This window comes from Acidobacteriota bacterium, from assembly GCA_018268895.1.
Taxonomy (GTDB): Bacteria; Acidobacteriota; Terriglobia; order Terriglobales; family Acidobacteriaceae; genus Edaphobacter.
Genome location: JAFDVP010000007.1, coordinates 369,841 through 395,452, shown reverse-complemented (window position 1 = coordinate 395,452; position 25,612 = coordinate 369,841). Strand labels below are relative to the sequence as shown.

Here is a 25,612-nt window from a genome sequence, read left to right as displayed (position 1 = left end):
TGTGGCTAGGGCAAATGCTGTAGATGCACGGGAAAAGGTCTCTTAGCCTTCACAGGCTGCGGCTGGCTCGCGCGGATGGCCGCCGTTGTCTTGTGATCCTGAGCGAGCTGAAGGCGAGTCGAAGGACCTGCATTTGTTCTTTTCCGGCCACAATCTACCAGGGCATAAAAAATGCAGGTCCTTCGACTGCGGGTTCGCAAATGTGCGAACCCTTCGCTCAGGATGACAAAGTTGTGGGTTGAAAAAAGCAGATTCCTCTGCGCTACGGAATGACAAAGTTCGAGAGAGTACCAAGAATAAACCCACACATGCAGCGATGAGGCTGCGTCATGTAAGGGGCGCCCGGCATCTACTGAGTTAGCCCGGCAGACGGTGAGCTAAGGCGAGACGTATTGAAATGCAGAACAAGCGGTCCTTCCATCTGAACCGCGACACCATCCACGAGCATAGGTTTGAGGCTGCTCTTGAGAGCAAGTGCTACGCCTGCATCTTGCAGACCGTAGTTGTCCGAACTATCCCAATAGGACTCCCTGATCTGCCCCATACGATCGGTCCGAACATAAACGATCATGTAGCCCTCAACTGCACCGTCCTTAGGTGGCCATTCATAGTCCGGCACACTGGCAATGCGGTCTCCGATCTCCTTCCTCGATAAAAATACCGTCCGTATCTGCTCCTTCGGCGGTGTCGCGGTGGAAATATGAATTGTTTTCAAATCGTCTGCGGACAGCTTTTTGAGCAAAGTTACCTTGCCTTCGACAAAGATGTTCTCTGGAATATCGTTGGACCATGTGCGCGGGATCATCTGCTCGCCGAATGGCGCATAATCTGCAAACGAGACGTAGCGCGTGAAGTCCAGCGTTCCTTGATACCAAGGATGTGACGCGTCAAAACAGGCGCGCGCTATTGACGTCTCTTCCGTGATGCCAGCCGGGCGATCGGAGGTTTCCAGACAACGCGGCATCGTAATCGGTGGTCTTCCAGGAAGTGCAAACGTTCCACCACCTGTTAGTCGCTGCTGAATCAATTTGGGTACCTGCGATCCTGGGACAGGGTCGAGCAACATCCGAACGAAGTCATCGAGCCAACGCGGGTAGAAATCTCCTTCGTCATGTTCTTCTATTTGGTCGCCATCGACAACACGCGTTTGACTAAACTCAGGTGAGCTCAGAACCAATCTGTAGTGGCCGCGACTAGCCCAGAACAACTCAATCTTTCCGTGCATGGAAGATGGTGCTGGTCTGGAATGAGCGCGGGGCTTCGTATCAGGGGCGATTTCAAGCACGAAATGAAATGGCTGATGACCTTCGATCAGTATGCTCTTGTTCAGAGATTGCTGCAGCAGTGCTGCATTTGCTGAAGGCGAGGGTGTTTGTGCGTGCATTGCCGTCATTACAAGGGCTCCTGCAAGCACTGCTCCTATTCGAGCGATTTGCGAACTAGACATAACTGATCTTCTCTTTTGATTGGCTCGGCCGCAAGCCATAGAACGGAGCTACTTCAGGCACCTTTAGCAAGTCGACGCGACAATCGCCGCGCTGTGAACTTGGCTCCGCAGGCGAAGCGGCACATGGGGCCGAAGTTGTTGGCTGAGGCGAGGCCGGTCATGTAGAGGCCGTCGACCGAGGTGCTGAAGTTTGAGTCGAGAACCGGCGTCTCTTCTGCCGTGTGAATTTTGGCTGCAAGCGATGGGTCGATGAACTTCAGCGACTTGAGATAGGGTTTGAAGCCGGTGCCGCCCATCACGTGGTCGACGAGCAGCTCCTGCGACGCGCCGTCGGCATCGCGATAACGCACGCGCACCTTCGAGCCGGCCTCAGTGACTTGTTCGAGATGGCTGCTCATGTACGGCTTCACGTGGCCGACGAAGCCGTCGCGAGAAAACCATCCTGGCGCGGGACCGAGGTGCTTGGCCACTACCTTGTGGCGCAGCTTGCGCGGCATCACGTGAAAGAGCAGCGGCAGGTCTACAGCAACCTTCGAGCGCCAGCCCAGGCCGATCACCGAGCGCGGGTTCTTGATGCGGTCCATCAGCGGACGGTAGTCGGGGGAGCGGTCGTGGAAGCTGATCTTCGCGGCGCGCGCCATCAGCTCGGTGTTAGCGCCTGCCTCGTTCAGGGCGACGGCTGCGTTCACCGCCGAGGCTCCCGCGCCGATCACCAGCACATGTTTGCCGCGGAAGGCGTCGAAAGGGCCGTGGTGGAAGGTGTGGCTGACGGCCTCGCGCGGCAGGCCATCCATGACTTTGGGCAGATAGGGAAAGTGGCTGATGCCGACGGCGAGCACGACCTGCTTCGCCTGCACGGTGTCGCCCTCGGCGGTCTCGAGCTCGTAGCCGCCGGGAATCTGGCTGACGCGCACGATCATGGTCTCTTCGAGGCCGGGCGCGAAGCGGCGCTGGAACTCCTTGCCGTAGTCGACGAAGGTGGTGCGCCTGACGGGCGGGCCTACGGGCGCGTAGGGAATGTCGTTTTCGCGGCAGTATTGTTCGAGGCGGTAACCGTCGCCGGGAGCATAGAGGTCGGAGGCAAAGCCGTCGGATTTCAGGAACATTCCGGGAGGCATGTGCTTGTCCCAGGCCTCCATGACGGGGCCAAAGATACGGTAGTCCACATCCAGGGGATTGAGGTGTGCGGCAAGCGACAGAGCGTAAGGGCCCGAACCGACGATGGCGACCGATATCATATGCCTCTTCCTGTGCGCATCGGCAGGACACACGTGGAGCGGAGCTTGTGGGGCCTGCGCGGGAGCTTAGGGTCTGTTCGCGGTGCTGAGAATGCCTGAATTGCTGTGGATAAGCCTACATGAGCGGCGTCTCTGAAGAACTCCACAATAGTGGGAGTTGCCTATTCGATCTCCGATGCAAGGCGTCTGGGCACTTCGTCGTGAAAGATCTCTTCGATACGCAGACCGAAGAGACGGGCGGCGCGGAAGGCGAGCGGAAGGCTGGGGTCGAACTTGCCGGTCTCGATGGCGTTGATCGTCTGCCGGGAGACATCGAGGGCGTTGGCCAACTCGGCCTGCGTCCAGTTGCGCTCGGCGCGCAGCACTTTGAGCCGGTTCTTCATCGGTACCGCCAGTTGCCGTAGGAGAAGGAGAAGATAAACGTCAGCCCCATGAGCAGCAGCAGGTGCCAGATCTCCGGATGAAAGGAGATCACGTGGTAGAGGCCCATCACCGAAAGCGGGACGCCGGCGATCAGGGCGACTCCCACCGTGATCCCCAGTGCGTTGAGATAGACCTTCTGCTGGAGCTCATCCAGTTGCGCAATGTACGCTTTGTTGGCCAGAACCATGCCGATACCAACGGCGACGTTCAGACCGACCGCCAGCAGGGTTAATACCGAAGCCTGGTTCCAGAGAGATATAGGCCCGAATTTCATCAGCGCCGTGGCCGCCAGCCATGCGCCCGTCCAGCATAGGAGCCGTATGCTGCTCGAACAAATCCGCGACTGATAGCCATTCGTCTGTGCTTTTGGTTGATTCATGTTGTCGTTCTCCGTTGTCTTTATGTCAAGTGTTATTGACATAAAAAGGATGGCTTAGGCCTGGAGGTTATGTCAAGTGTTATTTACAAAAAATCATACCCTATTGACATAAAGGCCCCTGGAGCATTCAAGGATGGAGGAAAGCAGATTCCTCGCTTCGCTACGGAATGACAAGTGGTTCCTATTCGCATCCTGCAAAAATGCAGGTCCCCTTCGACAAGCTCAGAGCAGGCTCTTCGGCTCTCTCAGGATGACAAGGTGTGAGTATCTATTTGATGGGCAGGATGTTGCGCTCTTTGGCGAAGCGGTGGGTCTGTGTGATGAGGCGCGTGGCGGTTTCGCCTGCGGGGTCGGTGGCGGGGTTGAGGGGAATGAAGACGGTGGTGGCTTCGCGGCGGGAGAGGGCGTTGGCGGCGACGATCATGCGCATCATCCAGACGGCAGAGTGGACGTTGGGACACGCGAGGCCTAGCCAGTCGGAGTAGTGATGGTTTGAGGGTGCGAGGCCGGTCTGCTGGTGGATGGCGGCGGCGGTCTTCTCTTTGAGGGTGGCGTGGGTGAAGGTTCGCGTTTCACGCGAATCTCCCACATCTGGCGATGAGGCCGCCAGATATGGGGCAGCCGGATTTGTGGCGGGCCGGGGTGCGGGGGTGAGGAGTGGGGACTCCTGCTGCATCTGCACGAAGAGGTCGCCGATGGCGCGGTGCTGCTGGGCGAAGGTGTGGCCGAGCCAGTAGTGGCAGGTCTTGGCGATGGAGGTGATGACGTTTTTGGTCTCCTTCTCGACGCGGTAGAAGGGTCCGGCGGGGAGGAAGAGCGCCATGCCTTCGGAGCGGGCGGAGATGTTCTCCATGGTGATGGCGCGTGTGAGCCAGCCGGTCATGGCGAGGCTGGTGCAGTCGACCTGCACCCAGCCAGGGTCGTCGGCGGGGAAGGCGGCGAGGCCGGTGACCATCTCGATGCCGCGGGAGAGCTCTTCGGTGACCCAGCGATAGCGGTTGGGGTGCGCCTCGATCTCTTCGGTGGCGGCGGGTTCGAGGAGCGTGCCTTTGTGCGGAGGGCCGCCCGCCATGGCGAGATCGCAGAAGGACTGCCACATCTCGTCCCATGCGACGCGGCCTTCGCGGTCGTACTTGAGCCCGGCTGAGCCCATAGAGGTGGGTTTCACGTCGTCGTAGGTGTCCTGATATTGCTCGGGGAGGAGGGTGCGAAGGCGGGACTCGAGGACTTCGATGGTGGGTGAGTGCAGCATCGCGTCACTATTATCTTAGAGGAATTGGGTAATTGCGTATTTACAGGACACGCTCTGCCTACTTCACAAGCTAAAATCATGTTTGCTATTTGTAACTTTATTTGTATCTTTTTGATCAGGTATTCCGACGTGAGAGCTTTGACCAAAGTTTGCGAAGAAAACCTTCGCTGCCAGTAAATTGGGGTTCCGCGTCAGGTGCGGATTCTTCCCAAATTGATCCCCATCTTCTGATGCCTTTGTGGTCGCAGTTTTCGAAACCTACTCGTTGCTGAATTTGAGGATCGCTGCCTCTATAGCGATGGCACCCTAGCTCCTGGTCATCGAAGATGGCAAAGGCTTGTTGCAGTTCGTGTTCATCTTCCGGCTGCTTCTTCCAAAGGCACTGAGGATACTCTTCATTTGTCCACCCTACGAGATCCGGGGCGACCATCTGTGGAACTCCACACGAGGTGCAGCAGTTGGGCTCTACATAAAAATCGCCTAGTGCTGATTGTGGTTCGGGTGATGGCATCGCTGGGATTGTAACTCGTCGAAACGTACCTCAGCGGCTAAAGCCGCTTGCATGTTCGATTCGTTTGCGGCACGGCTGAAGCCGTGCCCTTAAGCGATGCGATTCGCGCTTTGCGCGAATGTTCCCCACATCTGGAGTCACACCTGAGGCCCCATAGTTCCTACTGGCATCCTGCAAAAAATGCGGGGGATTCCTCGGCTCCGCTGCGCTTCGCATCGGAATGACACGGCGGTTGGGGATTACGTGCGAATGCCCCACACAGGCGTATGTGTGGGGCATTGGTTTTTGCGGTTTGGTTAGTGCTTGACGGCGATGACGGAGATCTCGATCTTGGCGTCGCCGATGAGGCCGGCGACCTTGACGGTGGCGCGGGCGGGCTTGGGGTCGGGCATCTCCTTGATGTAGACCTTGTTCATCGCGGGGACGTCGTTGAGGTCGGTGATGTAGACGGTCGCGGAGACGATGTCACTCATCTTGAAGCCGGCCTTCTCGACGACTTTCTTGATGGCGGCGATGGTATTGGTGGTCTGCGCGGTGATGTCGAGGCCTGCGACCTTGCCGTTGGCGCCGGGGCCCTGCTGTCCGGCGACATAGAGGGTGTTGCCCGCGACGACGGCGTCGCTGAAGGGGTTGCCGGGCTTGAAGTCGATGGCCTTGTTCTGGGCGAAGGCGCTGGTCGAGGCGCAAAGGGTGACGGCGCCGGCGAGGATCAGGCCGCGCTTCAGGATGAGCGAGTAGAGTTTGTTCATTGCTAAGTTCTCCTGGAGTTGTCGCTGCTGCATTCTCTCAGATTCTTGTTGCGTCTGGCTGAACGCTGTTCGCGCCGTATAGGGCGAATGTCCCATGCAGACTGCGTCATGTATAGACCGGCGGATTGAACCCCAGGGGCTAAAGCCCCTCGCTCGTTTTAGCTGGTGTAGAGGCCCAAGGCTGAAGCCTTGGGGTACCCAGATGCGGTTCGCGCTCTGTGCGAATGCCCACACATGCCGCGATGAGGCCGCGTCATGTATGGGGCACCCGGCTTTCTATTCCCTATTCCCTACACCCTCGACCCTGTACTAGAAGTCTTCGTGGCCTACTGAGGTTCGGCGGTCGAAGATGTAGCACTGGCCTTGCCACTTGCTTTCGGGTTCGGGGACCTGCTCGAGGTATTTGAGGATGCCGCCCTTGAGGTGGTAGACCTCGTCGAAGCCCTCCTGGAGCATGAAGGCGGAGGCTTTTTCGCAGCGGATGCCTCCGGTGCAGAACATGGCGACCTTGCGGTGCTTGTCGCGGTCGAGATTGTCGCGGACGTAGGCGACGAAGTCGGAGAACTTATCGGTGTTGGGGACGGTGGCTCCGTCGAAGGTGCCGATCCCGGTCTCGTAGTGGTTGCGGGTGTCGAGCAGGAGCACATCGGGGTCGGCGATGAGCGCGTTCCACTGCTCGGGTTCAACGTACTGGCCGGGGCGCGTGGGATCGACGGCGGCGTCGCGGAAGGTGATGATCTCGCGCTTGACGCGGAACTTGAGGCGGCCGAAGGGGCGCTCGGTGGAGGAGGAGAACTTGACCTCGGCGCGGTCGAGGCCGGTCTCCTGGGTGAGGAGATCGAGGAGACGCTCGATGGTTTCGGCGGAGGCGGCCATGGTGCCGTTGACGCCCTCGGGGGCGATGAGGGTGGTGCCCGAGAGGTCGGTGTCACGAAAGGCGGAGCGCAGCTTCTCCGCGAGTGTGGCGGGGTCGGATACGGCGGTGAAGCGGTAGAAGGCTGCGATGGTGTAGGTCACTGTTAATCATGATAAATCGTTGGGTTCGCCCTTCGCGCGAATGATCCCACACATGCGATGAGGCCGCATGTATGGGGCACCCGGCAATTGGCTTCGTATTGACGGCAGAGAAGCAGGTTTCTCCACTCCGCATCTCACGATGGAGCCGTGAGATGCTCCGGTCGAAATGACACTTCAAAAAAGGGACTTCGTCGCTTCGGTCGAAACGTCATGGTTTGGGGTGGGGCCGGAGACGGCGGTTCGCGCGTTGCGCGAATGTCCCACATCTGGCGATGAGGCCGCCAGATATGGGGCACCCGGCACCCGGCTTCCGGGGCAGTAATATGGACGGTGGATTCCGGAGGAAGAGATTGAGGCCTGATCGTCGGTTGTTCTTGAAGGGTGCGGCTGCGGGAGTGGTGGCTGCGGCGGCGGGTGTTGAGGCGCAGGGTGAGGTTGCGGCTGCTGCTGCCAATCATGCCAACAATGCGGCGAAGGTGACTGCTGCGGCGAAGAGTTCGCTGGAGATGGTGAACCTGCTGCAGGGGACGGGGTCGACGTTTCTGTTCTCGCGGGGGAACACGCTACCGATTGCGGCGGTGCCGTTCGGCATGGCGCACTGGGCGCTTGAGAGCAATGGGCGCAACACGCCGTGGTTCTTTCATCCGGCGGACAGGCGCATTGAGGGCGTGCGGTGCACGCATCAGCTGAGTCCGTGGCTGAACGACTACGGGTATGCGACGTTCATGCCGGTGGATGCGCTGGCGAAGGCGGCAGGCGGATCGCGCGGGTCGTCGTACCGTCTGGAGGATGCGGTGTTGTCGCCGGCGGGGCTGGAGATTGAGCTGTTGCGGTATCGCGCGCGGATGGAGCTTGCTCCCACGGCGCATGGCGCGGCGATGCGAGTGACGTTTGCCGCTGCGCGTGACGGCGAACGCGACATGGCCGAGGGCGCGGGGTTTGCGATCGACATGCCTGGCGCGGCGAAGGCGGAGGCTGTGCTGGATGCGGCGTCGGGGATGGTGCGGCTGAGCAACAGCTTCAACGACGGCGGCGTTCCGGAGAACTTTCGCGCATTCTATGTCGTGCAGTTTGCAGGTGTGAGTGCGAGCGCGCTGAAGCTGGAGACGGCGGACGTTGCCGGGCGCAATGGTGCGGGCAGTCATGGGGGAGACGGGCACAAGGTGGCGGTCGTGCGCTATCCGGCGCGGGCTGGCGTGGCGCAGGAGATTCGCATCGGCACCTCGTTCATCTCGTATGAGCAGGCGGAGAGAAACCTGAAGCTCGAGCTTGCGGGCGGGTTCGATGCGGTGAAGGCCGCGGCGAAGACGGTGTGGGACGAGCATCTCGATCGCGCGAAGGTGGAAGGCGGAACCGAGGCCCAGCGGCGGACGTTTTACTCCTGCATGTATCGCGCGCTGCTGTTTCCGCGCATGTTGCACGAGATGGACGCGAACGGGAAGCCGGTGCACTTCAGCGCGTTCAACGGCAAGGTGGAGCCGGGTGTGATGTACGCCGACCACGGCTACTGGGACGTGTATCGCGCGTGGTATCCGTGGATGTCGGTGATGTTCCCCGAGCGGCTGGGCGAGATATTGCAGGCGTGGGTGAATGCGTATCGCGAGGGCGGATGGATGCCGCAGTTTCCCGCTCCGGGCTATCGCGCGTGCATGACGGGGAGTTTGATCGACGCGGTCTTTGCCGATGGCGTAGTGAAAGACATTCCGGGCTTCGATGTGGAGACGGCGTACCAGGGACTCCGAAAACATGCGATAGAGCCGGGCGATGCGGACAAGGGCTACGGGCGGCGCGGTATTGAGGACTATCTGAAGCTGGGCTACGTTGCCGAGGACCACATTCATCAGTCGGGCGCGGAGACGGTGGATTCTGCGTATGGCGACTTCTGCATCGCGCAGATTGCGGCGAAGCTGGGGCATAAGGAAGACGCCGCGATGTTCGAGAGGCGCTCGCACAACTGGCGGAACCTGTTCGATGCGAAGGTGGGATTTCTGCGCGGCAAGAACTCGGACGGCTCGTGGGTGACGCACAATGGTGCGCCGTTCGATCCGGTGCGTTGGGGATCGCCGTATGTGGAGGGCGCGGCGTGGCAGCATCGCTGGGACGTTCCGCATGAGCCCGCGGAGTTGTTCAAGGCCATGGGCGGCAACACTATCGCCGCGGCAGAGCTCGAGAAGATGATTACGATGCCGGCGGCGTTCGATGTGGGGTCGTATGGCGGCGAGATTCACGAGATGTCGGAGATGGCGGCGCGGACCTTCGGGCAGTATGCGCACAGCAATCAGCCGGTGCATCACGTGCTGTATCTGTTTGCTCTGGCGGGAAGGCCGGAGCGCACGCGCTATTGGACGAAGAGGGTGATGGAGGAGCTGTACTCGCCGGAGGAGTTTGCGGGAGACGAGGACACGGGCTCGATGGGGGCGTGGTTTCTGCTGTCTGCCGCGGGGTTCTATCCGGTGTGTCCGGGCAAGGCGGAGTATGTGCTGGGCGCTCCGCTGTTTGAGAAGATGACGCTGACGGTGGGCAACGGGAAGAAGCTGGTGATCACGCGGCGCGGAGATGCTGGATCGTTGCGTGTGGGTGGGAAGGCGCATGCGGGAGTGGTGATCGGGCACAAGGAGTTGCTGGGGGCGGGGACGCTGGAGTTTGCTTAGGTAGCGGAGGGTTCGCGCTTTCGCGCGAATGATCCCACATCTGGCGATGGAGCCGCCAGATATGGGGCACCCGGCATGTTCCTCGTATTTCCTACCCAGCCTATTAAATTGTCATGCTGAGCGGAGCGACCAACGGAAGCGGAGTCGAAGGACCTGCGTTTCTTCCATGCTTTGTAGATTCCTGCTGGAGCGGAAGAGATGCAGGTCCTTCGACTTCGCGGCTACGCCGCTCCGCTCAGGATGACAAATTTTGTGGGAAGCAGATGACTTTTGTAAGAAGCGGATGACGAATTTTGTGTATGGAAAATGACAGAGTTTGGGTGGGGCAGCGATTTATCCAAAATTAATTTGTAACCGATACAGGACTATTTTAACAATGCAGTGCGGGGTTTGTCGTACATGAGTTTGGCCAGGGTGGTTTCGATGGCCTCGGCCATCATCCGCTGGCCCTTGGTGTCGGGGTGGAGCGGCTTGCCTGGGGTGGCGAGGCGCGGGTCGTAGAAGAGTGCGGTGTTCAGCGTGCCGTCGGCGTTTTTGAAGATGCTGCCGATGTCGAGGTAGGTGACGCGCGCGTCGGTCTGGGGTGTGGGTGTGATGGAGGTTTCGCTCCTCCCACCCTTCGTTTCACGAAGGATGGGGCACCCGGACGTTGGGGTGGAATGCAGGTCCTTCGACTCGCCTTCGGCTCGCTCAGGATGACAGTCTTTACTTGTTGCGGAGGTTGCTGCTGTCGCTGGAGCGGCTTTGCTGCCGTAGCGCTTTTCGAGCCACTCGTTGATCGCCTTGTCGGCGACGGTCTTCTCGGGGGAGACGTCGCTGGGGAGGATGCCTAGGAGAAGAATGCGAGTCTGCGGGAGGCGCTGGGTGAGGGTTCCGACGACGTTCGAGATGCCCGCCTCGGTCTGCTCGGCGGTCTGGTGCGCGTGTCCAGTGTTGTTGGTGCCGATAAGGACGACGGCGGCCTGCGGGCGGAGTCCGTCGATCTCGCCGTGGGTGAGGCGCCAGAGCAGGTTGGCGGTGGTGTCGCCTGAGAAGCCGAGGTTGAGCGCATTGCGGGGAGCGTAGAACTGCTTCCACGTGGGCTGGAAGTCCTGGTCGGGCGGCGAGGATTTCTCGTAGTTCTGCGTGATGGAGTCGCCGATCAGCAGCAGGTTGAAGTCGCGGTGGGCGCGGACCTGCTCGACGATGGCGTTGTGGCGCTCAGCCCACCAGGGAACGTCGAGGCGCGGCGTGGGAACAATGGCCGGGGCGAGGTCGTGGAGCGTGGTGTTGCCGGGAGTCTCCTGCGCGTGGAGGGCAAAGGCAATGAGAAGCGCGGCGGCGATGGAGGCCAGGGAAAACCTTGATGTCGGGGTCACGTGGACAATTCTAAAGAAGGCGCGTTCGTGCCGCCGCCGGAAGCATTACCATGTGTCGCGCTTACAGCGTTCAGGTGGTTCCAAATCAGTACCCAGGCCTGCCGGTCCAGGCTGTTATGTGACGGGCCTTCGGCCCTGAAGACGACACCTGCGAGGGAAAGTGCTCTGAAGGCCTGGCGTACCCGGATGCGGTTCGCGCTTCGCGCAATAAGACGGAGTCATGTATCGGGCACCCGCGCGTACCCAGAGGACTTCAGTCTTTATCGATCAGATCGCGTCGATGAAGGGTGGAAAGGTCAGCAGCAGCGAGAGGGCGAGGAGTAGAAACGCCGCCGTTGCGATTGCCTTCAAAGGCAGGTCTCTCTCTTTCCATCTGAGGTGGAGAAGCAGCCAGGATAGCAGCCACGCAACGATCGACAGCGACGTGACGCCGGACAGCGCCCCGGTAGGTTTGTAGAAGATCATCATGGCTTTGATGGCGGCCGATTTGTCTCCTGCAACGGTCAGGACGCCGAGCACGAAGACCCCGACTCCGGCCGAGAGCACGGCTGCGGCTCCCGCGCCATTGGGCCGTAGCGATGGTGAAGCGTTGCTGTCTTCCGAGTGCATTACTTTCCTTCAGGGTGAACCAGGGTGATGATGGAGCCGCCATTGGTCGGCGCATATTTGTTGATCATGGCTCCGAAGAAGCCGGCGATGCCTGCCGAGACAAATGCAGCAACCGCAAAGAGCAGGACCGCCGTGCGCAGGTACGGCTGCCTGCGCAGTTCACGGCCGTACTGGAAGAAGACGGCGGTCGCCATGGTGATGGCGATCGGTGCGATCCACGCAACATGCTCCTTCCATTCCATGCCGAGCGAGTGCCATCCGGCGGTGGCGGTGCTGCTTTTCAAGAGCAGCTGGGGATAGAGGCTAAGATCATGCACCCCCGCCGGAGCCGCGGCGCGATACCACGGATAGATGATGTAGGCCCCGGAGAGGACGGCAAGCCATGCCAGCGCCGTCATTGCCAGCAGATACCATTTCAGCGTCCTGTCGACGCGCTCGGAGGATGTGTCGTGGCCGATGCAGACGCGCCAGAACTCCATGATGGCCGCGGAGCAGCCCAGGAGAAAGAGCAGCCCGAAGCCCATGCCATGAATCAGTGTCCACAAACCGCGGTAGGTTATTTCCATTGAGGCGCATATTCCTTCAGTGCGAACGCAACATGGTGCTTTTGGGGCAGTGTGGCCCTTTGTGCGGTCGGGGTCCTTTGTCTCGAAGCTCGCCTGACTCCAGGCCCGCCGACGTCAAACACAAGCCTATCAGTGGCCTTGGTTTGCCGAGGCTGTGTCGTTTCGGAAAACGGGCGGCTCGAGAATTTTCTCTGGAGGTGTAGCTCATCTCCGAGAACGTATGCGTCGCGCCTTCAACGCTTCATTTGTGGGATTGTAAACCTGGGCCTTCAGCCCAGGCTGGTATGTTGGCGGGCCTTCGGCCCTGAAAGCAAGAGCTACACCTATACGGAAAATGCTCTAAAAAGAAGAAGCCCGCCACTTCAAATGGCGGGCTTTCTGACGGGTGCCTTGGGCCGTCTGCGTTACGCTGTGACTTGTTTCTGCTTCAGGGTCCTATCTCTTATCGGGGGGAGCCGATTGTCCGGGATGACTGCCTTGGCCGGGGGACTGATAGCCGCCCTGGCCGGGGCGGTTACCCTGCTGGACGTGCTGACCAGATTGACTCTTCTGCTTGTCCTTGTCCTGCATCCCCTGGTTGGGTTTCTGCTGTGTGGGCTGATTCATTGCTGCATCTCCTGCGTTTGCCGGCAGGGCACTTCGTTCGCTTTCGCGGTGCCGGTATTCAATAGGAGGATCAGGCGCGGGGGCAGGTTGCCCTGTTTTTAACAGGGAGATGGGGCGCAGGGGAGGCGTTTCCGGCATAAGTGCCGATAAACACGTCTGCTATGCGTTCGGGGAATTTTTAGCTTTGCAGGCTTTGCCGAGGGCACCGGAATGGGCGCCCTTCCAGGCAAGGGGAAACTAGTCGCGGTAACCGGCGCTGACGGCGATCTTGTGACGGCCCTTGGCGCGGCGACGGCTGAGAACGGCGGCGCCAGCCTTGGTCTTCATGCGGCTGAGAAAGCCGTGGGTCTTGGAGCGGCGGCGACGGTTGGGTTGAAAGGTACGCTTCGGCATGGAACTGACTCCTGATGGGCAGGGGCGGCTATGCGCAACTCTTCCTGCCGGAACTTTTAGCTATTGCAGCAATTTCTGATTATACCCCAAGAGGCCGGGATTTTCACAGCCCCGGGGTTTGCCGGGTCGTGGGCCCCTCTGTGGGCCCTCTAAGGACGTCAACTGAGCCGGCACGGGCAGCGCAGACGATGGGCGCATGTATGGAGCACCCGGCGCGGTCGTGTTCCTCCCACCCTTCGCGATACTGCCGCGAAGGATGGGGCACACAGCACACGGGCATCCTGCAAAAATGCAGGTCCTTCGACTGCGCGGCTACGCCGCTTTGCTCAGGATGACAGATTCGGGGGTGCGTGAGGGGGCGTACCCGGGGCGTGTGGGAGGCCTACTGCGGGAAGAGGGGGTCGGGGATGTAGGTTCCGGTTTTGGTGTTGTCGGGGGGCTGGCCGAGGACGAGTCCCTGGGCGGTGCGGTTGAAGGAGTAGGTGTGCGTGTCGCCTTCGAGCTGGAGGGTGTGGGCGGCGCGGTCCCAGGTGCCGGTGCGCGAGACGAAGGGGATGCGGACGGTCTGGGTGTTGTTGGGCGCGAAGACGTAGACGCCGGAGGTCATGGCCTTCTGGCGCGCGGCGAGTTTGGGGTCGGAGCTGTAGGTGGCGGGCGGGTTGGGACGCCAGCGGCCGAGTAGGGGGTCGGACGGGTTGGGTGCGGGACCGACGCGGGTGAAGAGGGTGTCGGGGTCGCCTGCGCGCTTGAGGTTGAGGATGTTGCCGGTAATCCGGTAGTCGAGCGCGAGCCGGTTGCCGCCGGAGCCGGGGACGACGACGGTGTCGGCGGTGTGGGAGATGGGCGCGGTAACGGCGGCGCCGATGTACATGGTGAGCGTGCCGTCGGGGCGGAAGTCCCACCAGGTGCCGATGCCGCCGGCGGAGGTGTGCTCGGAGATCCAGCGGCCGGTGGGGGTGTTCGTCGTGGGCGCTTGCGGCTGCGGATCGGGGTGGCGCTCGAGTGTCTGCGCGGGTGCAAGCGTTGCGGCGAAGAGGAGAAGGGCCAGGGCGCGGGGGAGGGTCATCGGTGCTCCATGAATGGAGATGCTTGTGTGATGGTACCCGGTTGGTATGGAGATGTTGCGTGCAGGGAAGCACACCCCAGGGGCTAAAGCCCCCTTTATCTAAAAGCGGGCTGGAGAGAGCCAGGCCTGAAGGCTTGGCGTACCTAGAAGCAGTTCGCGCGAATGTTTCCATACATGCTGCGTTGCGAATGTTCCCATACACATGCTGCGTTGAGGCTGTGTCATGTAGGGGCACCCGTATTTCTGGAGGAGTGTAAAAAGACACGGAAAGAATGGCGGGGTTGTGGGCAGGAATTTCTTTGTGCGTGGAATGTTGCGCGCCAGCAACAGAAATCGTGCGCGCTAAAAATCAGATGCTTACAGCAAATTGGTGCGGATTGCTGTAAGCAGCTTTACTGTGGCTGCTGAAGTGCATCAAAGAGTGTGAAGTGATTTTCCCGGGGTGGGCGCAGTACGAGAAAGTCTTTCGCGCGTTAGCCATCTTTCAAGAGAACGAAAATTTCATTCTGGAATGGCGAATGCGAATTGGAGCGATATCGCGTGCGCAGATCCTTGCTCACGTTCTTTATGTGCTGGCAACGATGCAGTTGGCCAGCTTCTATCTTGTATCGACGCACCCTTATCTCAGGTTCTGGGACTACATGAGGGGGGCGGAGAGAAACCCTTTTCAGGAGAGGGTGCTGCCGGTGGCGCTGCTGTATCCGCTGGTGCACAGCAGGGCGATCACGGCAGTGTTTGAGCACCTGCGCGGGCTGTTTCTTCCCATACAGCGCGGAGCTTATTTTGTGGTTTGTTTCTTTGCGCTTTGTATTGCGGGCTTCTTTGTGATGAAGCTGTATGACGCGCTCTCTCCATCGCGCAAATTGTGGTTCGCGGTGTACCCGGCGTTTCTGTATGTCACGCTGTGGAGCTACGTGGTGATCGTGCAGCAGCCCTTCTTCTATCCGTACGATGTGCTGAGCCTGATGTTTTTTACGGCGGGGGTGTACTACATCTACACGCGGCAGTATTGGCCGCTGTTCCTTACGGTGCTGATCGGAACAGTGAACCGCGAGACGACGCTGTTTCTGATTGTGATCTACATGATCGACAGCTGCTCGCGAGATACGAGCTTGTCGCGCGCGCTGTGGCGGCGGCTCGATCTGCGGATGATGCCGTGGGTCCGGGTGGCGATGCTTACGGCGGTGTGGCTGACGATCAGGATCGCGTTGCACCATATCTTCGCGGCGAACAACAACGCGGAGGACGCCATCCACGTGCGCGACAACCTGGAGAAGCTGATGCCCAAGCACTGGCCGGCAGTACTGAACATCTGCGGCTACGTTCTGCCGGTGGTGCTGGTGTGCCGGAAGAAGATTGCGCCGGCAAGGTTTGCGAACTATCTGTTGGTGATGCCGGTGTGGTTCGCCATCATGTTTGTGAAGGGGATCCTGGTGGAGACGCGCATCTATGGAGAGCTTTCGGGATTCACGGCGGTTGCCGCAGTGCTGTTGCTGGAGCGGTATGCGATGCAGGGAGAGCGTGAGGAGGAGAGGGAGAGCGTGATGAGCGCGGTTTGATGGTTTCGTGATGGTGTGTTCTTGAGCCAGGGTTGCTTGGTGAATTTGTTTATCCCGCCCTTAGCCGCTTTGCGTCTAAGAATGGGGCACCCGGATTGTATGGGGCATTCTGAAAAATGCAGGCCCTTCGACGGTTCAGGATGACAAATTTTAGTCGATGGATTGATTAGTGAGCGGGAAGGATGTCAGGTTCGCGCTTCGCGCGAATGGTCCCACCTTAGCGACGATGAAACCGTCGCTAAGATGGGGCACCCGGATTGGTGGCGATACAAGGGTATTCGTATTTCCCAGTACCTTGTACCGAGTACCAGGTACCTCAGCTTCAGTTGCTGATGTAGACGCCTTTGCGGCGCCATTCGGGGTCTTCGATCTGCTGGAGCATGAAGCGGGCGACGCTGGCGCGGGAGATGCTGGAGGCGTTGGGTGGCAGGGCTTCGCCGTCGATGCGGATGTTGCCGCGCTCGCGTCCGTTGGTGAGCATGGGCGGCATGACCATGGTCCAGTCGAGGCCGCTCGAGAGCAGGGCGAGGTACTGCACCTTCTGCTCGTAGACAGGCCACTTGAGCAGCCGGGGGTAGACGATCTTCTGAACGACCCAGCGGCGCCAGGCGGGCTGTTGAGCGAGGGAGCCGGGGAGCGCCCCGGCGGAGCCGAGGACGATGAGGCGTTTGGTCCCCGGACTCTGCTGCATGGCCTTGACGATGAGCGGGACGGCGCGGGGGAGGACGTTCTCGTTGCGCAGGGGTGACTTTGCGCCGAGGGCGGAGAAGACGACGTCGGCGCCCTGGATGGTGCGGGCGACGTCGTGGGGGTCGAAGGCGCTGCCGTGGACGACGTGGCCGCCGAGGGTGAGGCGTTCGAGGTAGGGGAAGTCTTTCGGCGTGCGCAGCAGCACGGTCAGGGTGTGTCCGGCGGCGAGGGCGTACTGGGTGATGAGGCGTCCCGTGGCTCCGTTCGCCCCGAAGATGGCAATGTTCATGGGGGTACTCTCGCAAAGTGGTACGGGCTGATTATCCACACGATCCGGGTACGTGTGTGAAAAAAATGGTTGGCGCAAGTAGATGACCCGGCTTGAGTTGGGGATGTAATGCAGGGTTCGGTGGGGTCTTCCTCGGGTGGGGCGGGTGAGGATTGTGGGAAGTGGGGATAAAGGGGGACAGGTGGAGGGATCCGTTGCGGGGGTTCCGCGTTATACGATCTTGCACAGCCTGGTTTTCTAAAACGGGACACATGGATAAGTGGTTTTGATTGAGGTCGATGTGACGGTTATCCACTTTTCATGGGAGAACGGTTAAGACTACGGGACATATCTCTTGTTTAAGAGTTAATTTCTTCTTTTAAAACCGTCGCGGTTGGGATTGGTTCATCCCACCCTTCGCGATGCGAAGGATGGGGCACCCGGGCGGTTGTGGCGAGGATGGGAAATGCAGGTCCTTCGACTGCGCACTTCGTGCTCCGCTCAGGATGACAAAGTATGTGTTGAGTCAGGGATTAAAGCAGATTCCTCCGCTAACGCTGCGGAATGACAAAGAGTAAAAGGGACAAAGGGCAGTGACAGGTCTGGGGCAGTTTCCCGCAGAACGCCGAAGTTTTTCACAGGCGTCATATATAGCTGGGAGGTCCTAGAATCAGTCAGACGCCTGAAGTGGATTGCGCCTCCGGGTTCCGTGTGTCTGCGTGCGGAGTTCGGTGTTACAGTTTGGCCAGCACACCTTGCGCACAAAGCCGATGACGATGGGGGATTGACCGTGACGACAGCAGCCCAGGACTCCGAGATGACAACGAATGCCGCCCCTACGGGGAACCTCGAGATCAGCGTCTCCCGCGCGGAGCTGCTGCGCGAGCTGACGGCAGCGCAGTCGGTGGTGGAGCGCAAGACGACGATCCCGATCTTGTCGAACTTTCTGTTCGAGGCGACGGACGACGGCAAGTTGACGATCACGGCGACCGATCTCGACCAGTCGATGAAGACCAGCTGCACGGCGAAGGTGAAGAAGGCGGGCGCATGCACGATTCCGGCGCGCAAGCTGTACGACTACATCAAGCTGCTGCCCGAGGGCGACATCTCGATCAAGCTGATGGACAACCACTGGGTGCAGATCCGCGCGGGCCGCTCGAACACGAAGATGGTGGGCATGGCGCGGGCGAACTACCCGGCGGTGCCGGAGTTCCCTGCCGCGGGCGGGGTGAAGCTGCCGGTGGCGGGGCTGAAGAACCTGATCTCGAAGACGATCTTTTCCATCTCCAGCGAGGAGTCGCGGTATACGCTGAACGGCGCGCTGCTGGTGCTGAAGGCCGAGTCGATGGCGATGGTGGCGACCGACGGCCACAGGCTGGCGCACGTCGAGAAGCTGGGAGAGAACCTCGAAGGCGTGCAGGGCGAGAAGAAGACGCTGATCCCGCGCAAGGCGCTGGGCGAGTTGCAGGGCCTGCTGTCGAACACGGAGGCCGAGAGCTTCGACTTCGCCGACGACGACCAGACGCTGTTCTTCCGCGTGGGAGGCCGCGTGTTGACGAGCCGCAAGCTGACGGGTCAGTTCCCGAACTACGAGGCCGTGCTGCCGAGGGACAATACGAAGTTTGTGATCGTGCGCTCGGAGGACCTGATGGGTTCGATTCAGCGCGTGGCGCAGTTCGCAGACGAGCGCTCGGGCGCGATCAAGATACGGCTGGAGCAGAACGAGCTGAAGCTTTCCTCATCTTCCACAGATGCGGGCGAATCCGAAGACACCATCGAGACGCCGTACAACTACGATCCCCTGGTGGTGGGCTTCAACAGCCAGTACCTGATCGACTTCCTGAAGGCGATCGGCAACACGGGCGAGGTGCGTCTGGAGTTCAAGGACGCGCAGAGCGCGGGCCAGATGCGGCCGGAAGATGGCAACGAGGATGTGAAGTACAGGTACATCCTGATGCCGATGCGCATCTGAGGGGTTGGGCGCTGACAGACAAAGGCGCGCCACTGCGGCGCGCTTTTTCGTTTTCATGCGGCTTGACAGGGTCTTCGCTTTCCTTGTATATAACCAAAAGGTTATGAAAGGAGATGAGGAATGATCAGTACACCTGAGGTGGTTGAGTCGGCGGCGCAGCTTGTGGCGTATGTGCATGTGACGGTGCCTCGCGCCGGGGTGATGGCGGCGATGCAGGCGGGGCTGAAGGAGCTTGGCGAGGTGTTGCAGGCGCAGAAGATTGTGCCGGCGGGGCCGTGGTTTACGCACCACATCCGGCGGCCGCATGAGACGTTCGACTTCCGCATCTGCATCCCGGTGAACGCGGTGGTGGCGCAGACGGGACGGGTGTATCCGGGTGTGATGGAGCCGGTGCAGGTAGCGCGCACGGTGTACAGCGGCAACTACGACGGGCTGGGGAAGGCGTGGGGCGAGTTCATGGCGTGGATCGACGAGAAAGGCTACGAGACGCGCGAGGACCTGTGGGAGAGGTATGTGGTGGGACCGGATACGAGCGCGCGTCCGGAGGAGTGGCGCACGGAGCTGAACCGTCCGCTGGCCTGATCGACGCGCGGTTTCCTCCTGCCTTCGCTGCCGCAGAGCGATGGGGCACCTGGTACTTCACCCAACCCGTCGGATTTGTCATCCCTTGAGCGCAGCGGCGTAGCCGCGCAGTCGAAGGATCCTGCATTTGTACTTTTGGCTTGTAGCGTGTTGCCGGGGCGGGAAAATGCAGGTCCCTTCGACGAGCTCAGGGCAGGCTCTTCGCAAAGCTCCGGAATGACATACCGCAGCTCCGCAATGACATACCGAAGGTGCGGGTGGGTGCCGGTGGGGTGTGGGTGGTTGATCGTTTGTCTACTGCCTGGTCATTGTCTTTATTGAATCCTCCGGGAGAGTTTTTTGGTGTCAATACGGTGCAGGACGTGGTACAACCACGTTCTAGCGGGAAACGTCGTACCAGAGACGGTCCCTTCCGCGTAACTCCGTAGTGCTTGCGGTACTTGGAAAAGCTGCCTGGGTATAGCCATATACGGGGGATGTGCCTGTGAATGACGGCAGAGCGGAGAGGCGTGGCGCAAGAGGCGCCGCAAAAGACCTTTGCATTGAGAGCGTTAGGCTTCGACTGGAAGACCGGGATGTTTCGGGTCTGCGGTCAGCGATGGGGATCGCGCGGTTGCTGGGTCAGGACGAAGTCGTCGCGCTGATGGAAGAGGACGCGGTCGGTGTGGCGGAGCGAATGCGTCCCGTGATGCGGGCTCCGGCACCGATGATGAGTGGTGATGAGATCAACTCGGTGCTGCGGTTGAGGCGCGCACGATAGAGCTGTTTCCCTTCAGATGTAGCTCCGCCGGCATTGCCATGTATCGCGCGTACAGCGCTCTGGTTGATCGTCGGCCTGTAAACCTGGGCCTTCGGCCCAGGCTGGTATGTTGGCGGGCCTTCGGCCTTGAAAGCAAGAGCTACACCTATAAGGAAAATGCTCCAGGGAAGGTCTGATTAAGTATCCGAACATTCCCCTCAGCGGCTAAAGGCGCATTGCAGACAAGCCACTTGCGGCACGGCTGAAGAGCCTGCCCTGAGCGCAGTCGAACGGGTGCCCTTAACAAAACCGGAATTAATCGGAGGTTCCCCAAGCCCGGCACGATAGGCCCGAAGTCCCCCCTATCTGGCGATGAGACCGCCAGATAGGGTACCCGTTCGTTGGAGACATCCTGCAAAAATGGGGCTTACTTGACGCCTTCGCGGAGCAGCGCGCCGGCGGACCAGAGCACCGGCGCCTGACCGTGGAAGTCTCCGGTGCGGCGTTTGCGCTGGTAGTAGTACTCGAGCGAGTCCTTCTTGCCTGTGCCCTCGCAGACCTGGGTGACGTCGCTGTTCTGGTCGACGTAGCCGGTGACTGCGATCCAGGCCTTGCGCGCGGCCGGTCCGTAGGTGGCGGCATCGAGCCAGCCGTGTTTCACGCCCATGATCATGCCGAAGGCGAACATGGCGGAGGAGGAGCTCTCGGGCCAGGCGTCGTCCTTGTCGATCAGCTCGCGCCACATGCCGTCCTTGCCCTGGTACTTGAGCAGCGACGACATCATCAGCTTGTAGCCCTTCATGATGCGTGCGCGGTCGGGGTGGTTCGCGGGCAGCGAGGAGAGCATCTCGGCCATTCCGGCGGAGACCCAGCCGTCGCCGCGTCCCCAGAAGTACTTGACGTCGGGCGCGTGGTAGAAGAGGCCGTTGGGCTGCTGCAGCTTGTCGAGGTAGGCGACCATCTCTTTCGCGTCTCGGTCGAGGTACTTTTTGTCGCCGGTGGCGCGGTAGGCTTCGAGCTGCAGCATGGTGAGCATGTACATGTCGTCGATCCAGTAGCGGGTCTCGGCGGAGAGGCCGTCGGGCTGGGGGTTCTCCCACTGGCGGTCGGCCCACCAGAGACCTTCCTTGAGGTACTTCTCGTCCTTGGTCTGGCGGGCGATCTCGAGCGGGGCGACGCCGAAGATGGAGTCGTCGACGTGGCGGCGCCTGGGACGGCGCTCATCCTCGGCTCCTCCGGGCATGAGCGGGTCGAAGCGCTTGATCAGCGCGTTGCGCAGGGCGGTGTCGTGCGTCAGCTCGGCGAACTGAAGCGCGCCGTACCAGGTGCAGATCTCGGAGTAGTGGATGGTCCTGGTGTACTGGTGCGGGCTGGTGACGAAGTGGTCGGCCAATTTCTTGCCAACCTCCTGCGGACTGGTGCCCGAGGGCCAGTTGCTGAAGTAGTCCTGCTGGGCGTTAGCGACTGCAAGGGAGCTGAGAAACAGGCATCCGAAGAGGAGAAGCTTAAAACGCATGGTGGCCTCGCGAAGGGTTGATTGAGTTTTGACGGCGGGGCCATTTTACCCATGTGGACGTACCACTGGAAACCATGTTGAAGGGAGAACCGGAAACAGTTGTTGCTTACGGCTTCGGCAGCACGAAGTGGAACAGGCGGCTGGGGCCATCCTCGGGCAGCAGGTAGAGGTCGCGGCCCTTGAGCGCCATCGCCTCGGCCGTGAAGAGCCTGCCCCTGTCGGTAAAGCCCGAGGCGAGGCTGCGCTCGAGCTTCATCGAAGGCCACGAGTACCAGTCGACGGCGCCGCTGGTGCGGGTCAGGTTTCCCGCGCCCACCAGCATTCCATCGACGAACTTGATGTCCTGGTACTGGTTGATCGAAGGATTGTCGATGACGCGGAGCTGTTTGCCCGCGCGGTCGAAGACGTAAAGCTGGCGGCTGCCCCAGTTGCCGGCGATCAGCTCGCCGTCGCCGGTGACCGCGACACAGCCGATGTGGTCGGCGACCTCAATCCTTCGTTTGACCGCGAGGGTGCGCTTGTCCAGTTCCAGCAGCACGGCGCTGCTGTGCGGGCGGTACTCCGCGACCGGGACCCAGATCGAGTCGCCAGCGACGGAGAAGCCGCCGGGGTGGAAGCGCGAGCCGTCGGTGATCTCGACCTGGCGCTGGAGCTTGAGCGTCGCACGGTCGAACTGGTGCAGATAGCCCTTGCGGGCCTCGGCGTCCACCGATGTCACCCACACGTGTTTGCCGTCGAGGTCGACGCCCTGAACGTGATACAGCTTGCCGTCGAGGTTGCGGACGTCTGCAAGACGCGCGCCTTCGATGCCATGGACGGTCGACGCTTCCACGGGTTTCGCCTGTTGCGCGCGCACCAACGGCGCACAGCATACGCTGCAAGCCAGCAGCACTGCCGCTTGAAGAGTCGCTTTGCGCATCGGCGTCACTTCTTCTCCTCGTGGTACTCCTGCTCGGTGTTGATCTCCCATAGCGCGGCCTTGTCGACTTTGCCCGCGGCCAGGCCGTCGACGACGGCCATCGCGGTCAACATGCTGTGGTCCTGGTTGTTGTACTTGTGCATGCCGTTGCGGCCGACGAGGAAGAGGTTCTCGAACGTGTCGGTGAAGGCCTTCAGCTCGTCGAAGCGCGAGTAGGTGCCGAAGTACGCCGGGTAGGTCTTCGGCACGCGGACCACGTGCGCGTCGCTCACGTCCTGTGCGTTCAGGATGCCGATCTTCGCTACCTCGGCGATGGCGAAGTTCTTCAGCTCGTCGTCGGGCATCTTCCACAGGTCGTCGGTCTCGTAGCAGAAGTATTCGAGGCCGATCCACACCTTCTCGGGGTCGGCGACCAGGTACGGGCTCCAGTTGTTGAAGATTTGTAACCGTCCTAGTAACACATCGGGCTCCTGCACGTAGATCCAGGTGTCCTTCAGCAGGCCGCCGTCCGGCTCGTGGACCTTCAGCCTGTCGACGAGCAGGCCCACGGTGATGAAGTCGCGATACTGCAAGCCTTCGCTCACCTCGCGCACATTTGTGGGAACCGGAGCGTCGATCGCGCGCACGAGATCGCGCATCGGCATCGTCGAGAAGAAGTAGTCGCCCGCGAGCGTCTCGAGTCGGCCGTCTTCATCCAGGGCTTCGATCGAGACGACGCGGTCGCCCTCGCAGTGGATTTTGTCGACGCGCCGCTTCATGCGGATCTCGCCGCCGAGCGCGACGACCTGATCGGCGACGTGCTCCCACAGTTGGCCGGGGCCGAGCCTGGGATACATGAAGCGCTCGATGAGGCTGGTGTCCGTCCCCTTCTGCGCGATGTCGCCCTTACCCTTGCCGCCGCCCGAGAACGCCTTCCTGACGAAGTGCTTTACGGCGGTCGTCAGGCTGAGTCCCTTGATGCGCTGCGCTCCCCACTCGGCGGAGATCTCCTCGCACGGTGTTCCCCACACCTTCTCGGTGTAGCTCTTGAAGAAGGTGAGGTAGAGCTGGCGGCCGAAGCGGTTGATGAGAAAGTCTTCGAGGCTCTTCTCCGGCCTGATCTGGGTGACGCGCGACTTCATGTAGCTGACGCCCACTTTGATGGTGCGCACCGCGCCGAGATTCCCCAGCGTCGTCGCCGTCAGCGTGATGGGATAGTCGAAGAATTTGCGCAGATAGTAGATGCGGCTCTTGCGCGGGCGGATCAGCATCACGAGGTCCGGGTTCTCGGGCTCGCGCGTGACGACCGTCTCCGTGTGCCCGTGCGCGTCGGCATTCTCGTGTCCCGTCGCGTCGGTCTCCTCGGTCTCCGTGTCGATCTCGAGCGGCCCCATGCCGCGCAGCGGGGGCTCCTGCGGCAGATTGCCGGGGACTTCGACCACGCGCTGGTTGCCCTGGTAGCTGATGACGGTGCCGGCATCCGCCACAGGCGGCATCAGGTCGATCCACCACTGCATCACGCGATCGCTCTTGGAGAAGAAGCGGTGGCCGCCGATGTCCATCCTGTTGCCTTTGTAGCGAATGGTGCGTGAGATGCCGCCGATCTCGTCGCTCGCCTCAAGCACGATCGGACGGATGTCGGTCCTCCGCAACAGCTCCAGTGCCGCGGTCAATCCCGCAGGACCTGCGCCAATGATGATCGCGGTCCGCGTCTTGTTATCCATTGGGTGCATCCATGCGCTCGGGGCCCTGGGATTTCCGGCTACAGGCGGGGTTGTGTCGCAGGTTCAATCCTAACAGGCGCATTTTGCACTCTCTCCCCGCATATGCAAGGATGCGCGGCGCCGCGTTCGACCGGAGAGTACCGCGAATTACACCCTGCATGGCAAAGCCGCTACCTGGGAGCACGGGCGATGCGCGATACTGTCAATACGAGGTCCAATGACCGAGCAACAAGGCCTGGAGTATGTCGCCGCAACCGCAACGGCAGCTTCAACCAGCATTGGCAAAGCCAAGCTCCCGCACTTCAAGGCGCTCGATGGCGTGCGCGGAATCGCTGCGCTCGTGGTCTTCGTTCATCACTTCGCTCAGACGATCCGTCCGCAGCAGCTCTCGGACTGGAACTGGTTTTTTCACGGGGTCTTCTACCTGTCTCAGTTTGGCGCCAGCGGCGTCGACGTCTTCTTTGTACTCTCCGGCTATCTCATTACGTCGCTGCTGTTGATCGATCGCGGCAAGCCAAATTACTTCCACAATTTTTATTGGAAACGCGCATTGCGTATCCTGCCCGTCTATCTCGTCCACCTGGTCTTCACGCAATGGCTCATTGGAGATGCGTGGGGATATATCTGGCTGAGCCTGATCTTTCTGGTCAACTTCGACCAGCGCTTCCATGTCGAGGCAAAGGGCGTTGCCTGGACGCTCTCCATTGAAGAGCAGTTCTACCTGATCTGGCCGCAGTTCGTCAGGCGTCTTCGCCTGTCGTCGCTCTACTATCTTGCCTTCGCGCTGGTGATCGGTTCCTTCATCCTGCGCCTCGCGGTGCAGCTTCGGACCCACAGCATCGCCATCACCTATACGCCTTATCGCTGCGACGGACTGGGCCTTGGCGTACTGCTGGCGTTGCAGTGGTTCAACGGCGCTCCGCCGCCGCGGGCCGTACAACCCCTGCTCAGGATTCTCAACTCGCGAACGGTTCTGATGCTGTCGGCAGCAGGCGCCATCGTTGTTCTCTCCATCCCCATCAATAACATCACGATCATCGCCCGCATCACCGTGGTAAACCTGCTGGCCTACCACCTCATCCGCAGGATCATCCAGTCCGACCGTCCCGCAAAAGCTTTCTCGTGGCTGGGACGCGATCTTCCCGTGCACATGGGAAATATCTCCTACAGCCTTTACCTGTATCACCCCATCGTTCTCTTCGTCCTCGCGAAGCACTTCAACGCGCTCGATCCCACGCACCCGTGGAAGGTCGCCGGGTTCCTGCTGCTGGCTTTTGCTATTGTCTTTACCGTCAGCACGCTGTCGCTCTTCGTCATGGAGCGCCCGATGCAGCGGCTCAGAAGATTCGTTCTCAAATAACGCGCAGAAATCGATACAGCTTTTAACAAAAGGACCGGA

General features: G+C 60.6%; 23 protein-coding genes and 1 pseudogene. 7 read left to right on the top strand and 17 right to left on the bottom strand.

Annotation, left to right across the window (positions count from 1 at the left end; translation table 11 throughout):
* Positions 1-349: 349 nt before the first annotated feature.
* The 7 genes from JSS95_09200 to JSS95_09170 form a co-directional block, all read right to left on the bottom strand.
* The gene (locus JSS95_09200; GenBank protein ID MBS1799986.1) at positions 350-1,393 is read right to left on the bottom strand and encodes a hypothetical protein; all 1,044 of its coding nucleotides are present in this window, start codon (positions 1,391-1,393) and stop codon (positions 350-352) included.
* Between the two features lie 107 nt (positions 1,394-1,500).
* A complete protein-coding gene (locus JSS95_09195; GenBank protein ID MBS1799985.1) occupies positions 1,501-2,685 on the bottom strand; it encodes an NAD(P)/FAD-dependent oxidoreductase in 1,185 nt (394 codons plus the stop codon).
* A 161-nt stretch (positions 2,686-2,846) separates the two neighbouring features.
* A complete protein-coding gene (locus JSS95_09190) occupies positions 2,847-3,068 on the bottom strand; it encodes a helix-turn-helix transcriptional regulator (protein MBS1799984.1) in 222 nt (73 codons plus the stop codon).
* Positions 3,065-3,487: a hypothetical protein gene (locus JSS95_09185; GenBank protein MBS1799983.1), complete on the bottom strand. Its 423-nt coding sequence runs from the start codon at positions 3,485-3,487 to the stop codon at positions 3,065-3,067. Before JSS95_09185 ends, JSS95_09190 begins: the two co-directional genes overlap by 4 nt.
* 268 nt (positions 3,488-3,755) lie before the next feature.
* Complete coding sequence (locus JSS95_09180; GenBank protein ID MBS1799982.1) at positions 3,756-4,739, bottom strand: hypothetical protein; 984 nt, start codon at positions 4,737-4,739, stop codon at positions 3,756-3,758.
* A gap of 807 nt (positions 4,740-5,546) precedes the next feature.
* Complete coding sequence (locus JSS95_09175) at positions 5,547-5,999, bottom strand: RidA family protein (protein ID MBS1799981.1); 453 nt, start codon at positions 5,997-5,999, stop codon at positions 5,547-5,549.
* 309 nt (positions 6,000-6,308) lie between these two features.
* On the bottom strand, positions 6,309-7,016 hold the full coding sequence (locus JSS95_09170; protein ID MBS1799980.1) for a rhodanese-related sulfurtransferase: 708 nt from the start codon (positions 7,014-7,016) through the stop codon (positions 6,309-6,311).
* 166 nt (positions 7,017-7,182) lie between these two features.
* Here JSS95_09170 and JSS95_09165 point away from each other — a divergent pair, with 166 nt between their 5' ends.
* Together JSS95_09165 and JSS95_09160 are read left to right on the top strand one after the other, a co-directional pair.
* The gene (locus JSS95_09165) at positions 7,183-7,338 is read left to right on the top strand and encodes a hypothetical protein (protein ID MBS1799979.1); all 156 of its coding nucleotides are present in this window, start codon (positions 7,183-7,185) and stop codon (positions 7,336-7,338) included.
* Position 7,339: 1 nt separating this feature from the next.
* Positions 7,340-9,667, top strand: coding sequence for a GH92 family glycosyl hydrolase (locus tag JSS95_09160; GenBank protein ID MBS1799978.1), 2,328 nt, complete (start codon positions 7,340-7,342; stop codon positions 9,665-9,667).
* 749 nt (positions 9,668-10,416) lie between these two features.
* Here the strand turns inward: JSS95_09160 and JSS95_09155 are convergent.
* From JSS95_09155 to JSS95_09130, 6 genes and pseudogenes are all read right to left on the bottom strand, one after another.
* A pseudogene (locus tag JSS95_09155) lies at positions 10,417-11,025 on the bottom strand (acetylhydrolase).
* Positions 11,026-11,292: 267 nt separating this feature from the next.
* Complete coding sequence (locus tag JSS95_09150) at positions 11,293-11,634, bottom strand: hypothetical protein (GenBank protein ID MBS1799977.1); 342 nt, start codon at positions 11,632-11,634, stop codon at positions 11,293-11,295.
* On the bottom strand, positions 11,634-12,200 hold the full coding sequence (locus JSS95_09145) for a hypothetical protein (protein ID MBS1799976.1): 567 nt from the start codon (positions 12,198-12,200) through the stop codon (positions 11,634-11,636). The genes JSS95_09150 and JSS95_09145 overlap by 1 nt, the downstream gene beginning before the upstream one ends.
* A gap of 435 nt (positions 12,201-12,635) precedes the next feature.
* Positions 12,636-12,806, bottom strand: coding sequence for a hypothetical protein (locus JSS95_09140; GenBank protein MBS1799975.1), 171 nt, complete (start codon positions 12,804-12,806; stop codon positions 12,636-12,638).
* A 237-nt stretch (positions 12,807-13,043) separates the two neighbouring features.
* A complete protein-coding gene (gene rpmH, locus JSS95_09135; protein MBS1799974.1) occupies positions 13,044-13,199 on the bottom strand; it encodes a 50S ribosomal protein L34 in 156 nt (51 codons plus the stop codon).
* 382 nt (positions 13,200-13,581) lie between these two features.
* Entirely contained in the window at positions 13,582-14,340 is a 759-nt protein-coding gene (locus JSS95_09130; GenBank protein ID MBS1799973.1) for a hypothetical protein, read from the bottom strand.
* 443 nt (positions 14,341-14,783) lie between these two features.
* Here JSS95_09130 and JSS95_09125 point away from each other — a divergent pair, with 443 nt between their 5' ends.
* Positions 14,784-15,824, top strand: coding sequence for a hypothetical protein (locus JSS95_09125; protein MBS1799972.1), 1,041 nt, complete (start codon positions 14,784-14,786; stop codon positions 15,822-15,824).
* Between the two features lie 322 nt (positions 15,825-16,146).
* Here the strand turns inward: JSS95_09125 and JSS95_09120 are convergent, their stop codons facing one another.
* Positions 16,147-16,803, bottom strand: coding sequence for an NAD(P)H-binding protein (locus tag JSS95_09120; GenBank protein ID MBS1799971.1), 657 nt, complete (start codon positions 16,801-16,803; stop codon positions 16,147-16,149).
* Positions 16,804-17,599: 796 nt separating this feature from the next.
* On the opposite strand from JSS95_09120, the gene JSS95_09115 reads away from it, so the two are divergent.
* From JSS95_09115 to JSS95_09105, 3 genes are all read left to right on the top strand, one after another.
* Positions 17,600-18,754 carry a DNA polymerase III subunit beta gene (locus JSS95_09115; protein MBS1799970.1) on the top strand — a complete coding sequence of 385 codons (1,155 nt, stop codon included), beginning with the start codon at positions 17,600-17,602 and terminating at the stop codon, positions 18,752-18,754.
* Positions 18,755-18,874: 120 nt separating this feature from the next.
* Positions 18,875-19,336 carry a GyrI-like domain-containing protein gene (locus tag JSS95_09110; protein ID MBS1799969.1) on the top strand — a complete coding sequence of 154 codons (462 nt, stop codon included), beginning with the start codon at positions 18,875-18,877 and terminating at the stop codon, positions 19,334-19,336.
* A 484-nt stretch (positions 19,337-19,820) separates the two neighbouring features.
* Positions 19,821-20,096 carry a hypothetical protein gene (locus JSS95_09105; GenBank protein MBS1799968.1) on the top strand — a complete coding sequence of 92 codons (276 nt, stop codon included), beginning with the start codon at positions 19,821-19,823 and terminating at the stop codon, positions 20,094-20,096.
* Between the two features lie 406 nt (positions 20,097-20,502).
* On the opposite strand, the gene JSS95_09100 is transcribed toward JSS95_09105, so the two are convergent.
* The 3 genes from JSS95_09100 to JSS95_09090 all read right to left on the bottom strand — a co-directional run bounded on the left by JSS95_09100 (position 20,503) and on the right by JSS95_09090 (position 24,213).
* Entirely contained in the window at positions 20,503-21,591 is a 1,089-nt protein-coding gene (locus JSS95_09100; protein ID MBS1799967.1) for a glycoside hydrolase family 88 protein, read from the bottom strand.
* A 106-nt stretch (positions 21,592-21,697) separates the two neighbouring features.
* Complete coding sequence (locus JSS95_09095) at positions 21,698-22,510, bottom strand: hypothetical protein (protein ID MBS1799966.1); 813 nt, start codon at positions 22,508-22,510, stop codon at positions 21,698-21,700.
* 5 nt (positions 22,511-22,515) lie between these two features.
* Positions 22,516-24,213, bottom strand: a complete 1,698-nt coding sequence (locus JSS95_09090) for an NAD(P)/FAD-dependent oxidoreductase (protein MBS1799965.1) — start codon at positions 24,211-24,213, stop codon at positions 22,516-22,518.
* 217 nt (positions 24,214-24,430) lie between these two features.
* On the opposite strand from JSS95_09090, the gene JSS95_09085 reads away from it, so the two are divergent.
* Positions 24,431-25,573 carry an acyltransferase gene (locus tag JSS95_09085; protein MBS1799964.1) on the top strand — a complete coding sequence of 381 codons (1,143 nt, stop codon included), beginning with the start codon at positions 24,431-24,433 and terminating at the stop codon, positions 25,571-25,573.
* Positions 25,574-25,612: the final 39 nt, after the last annotated feature.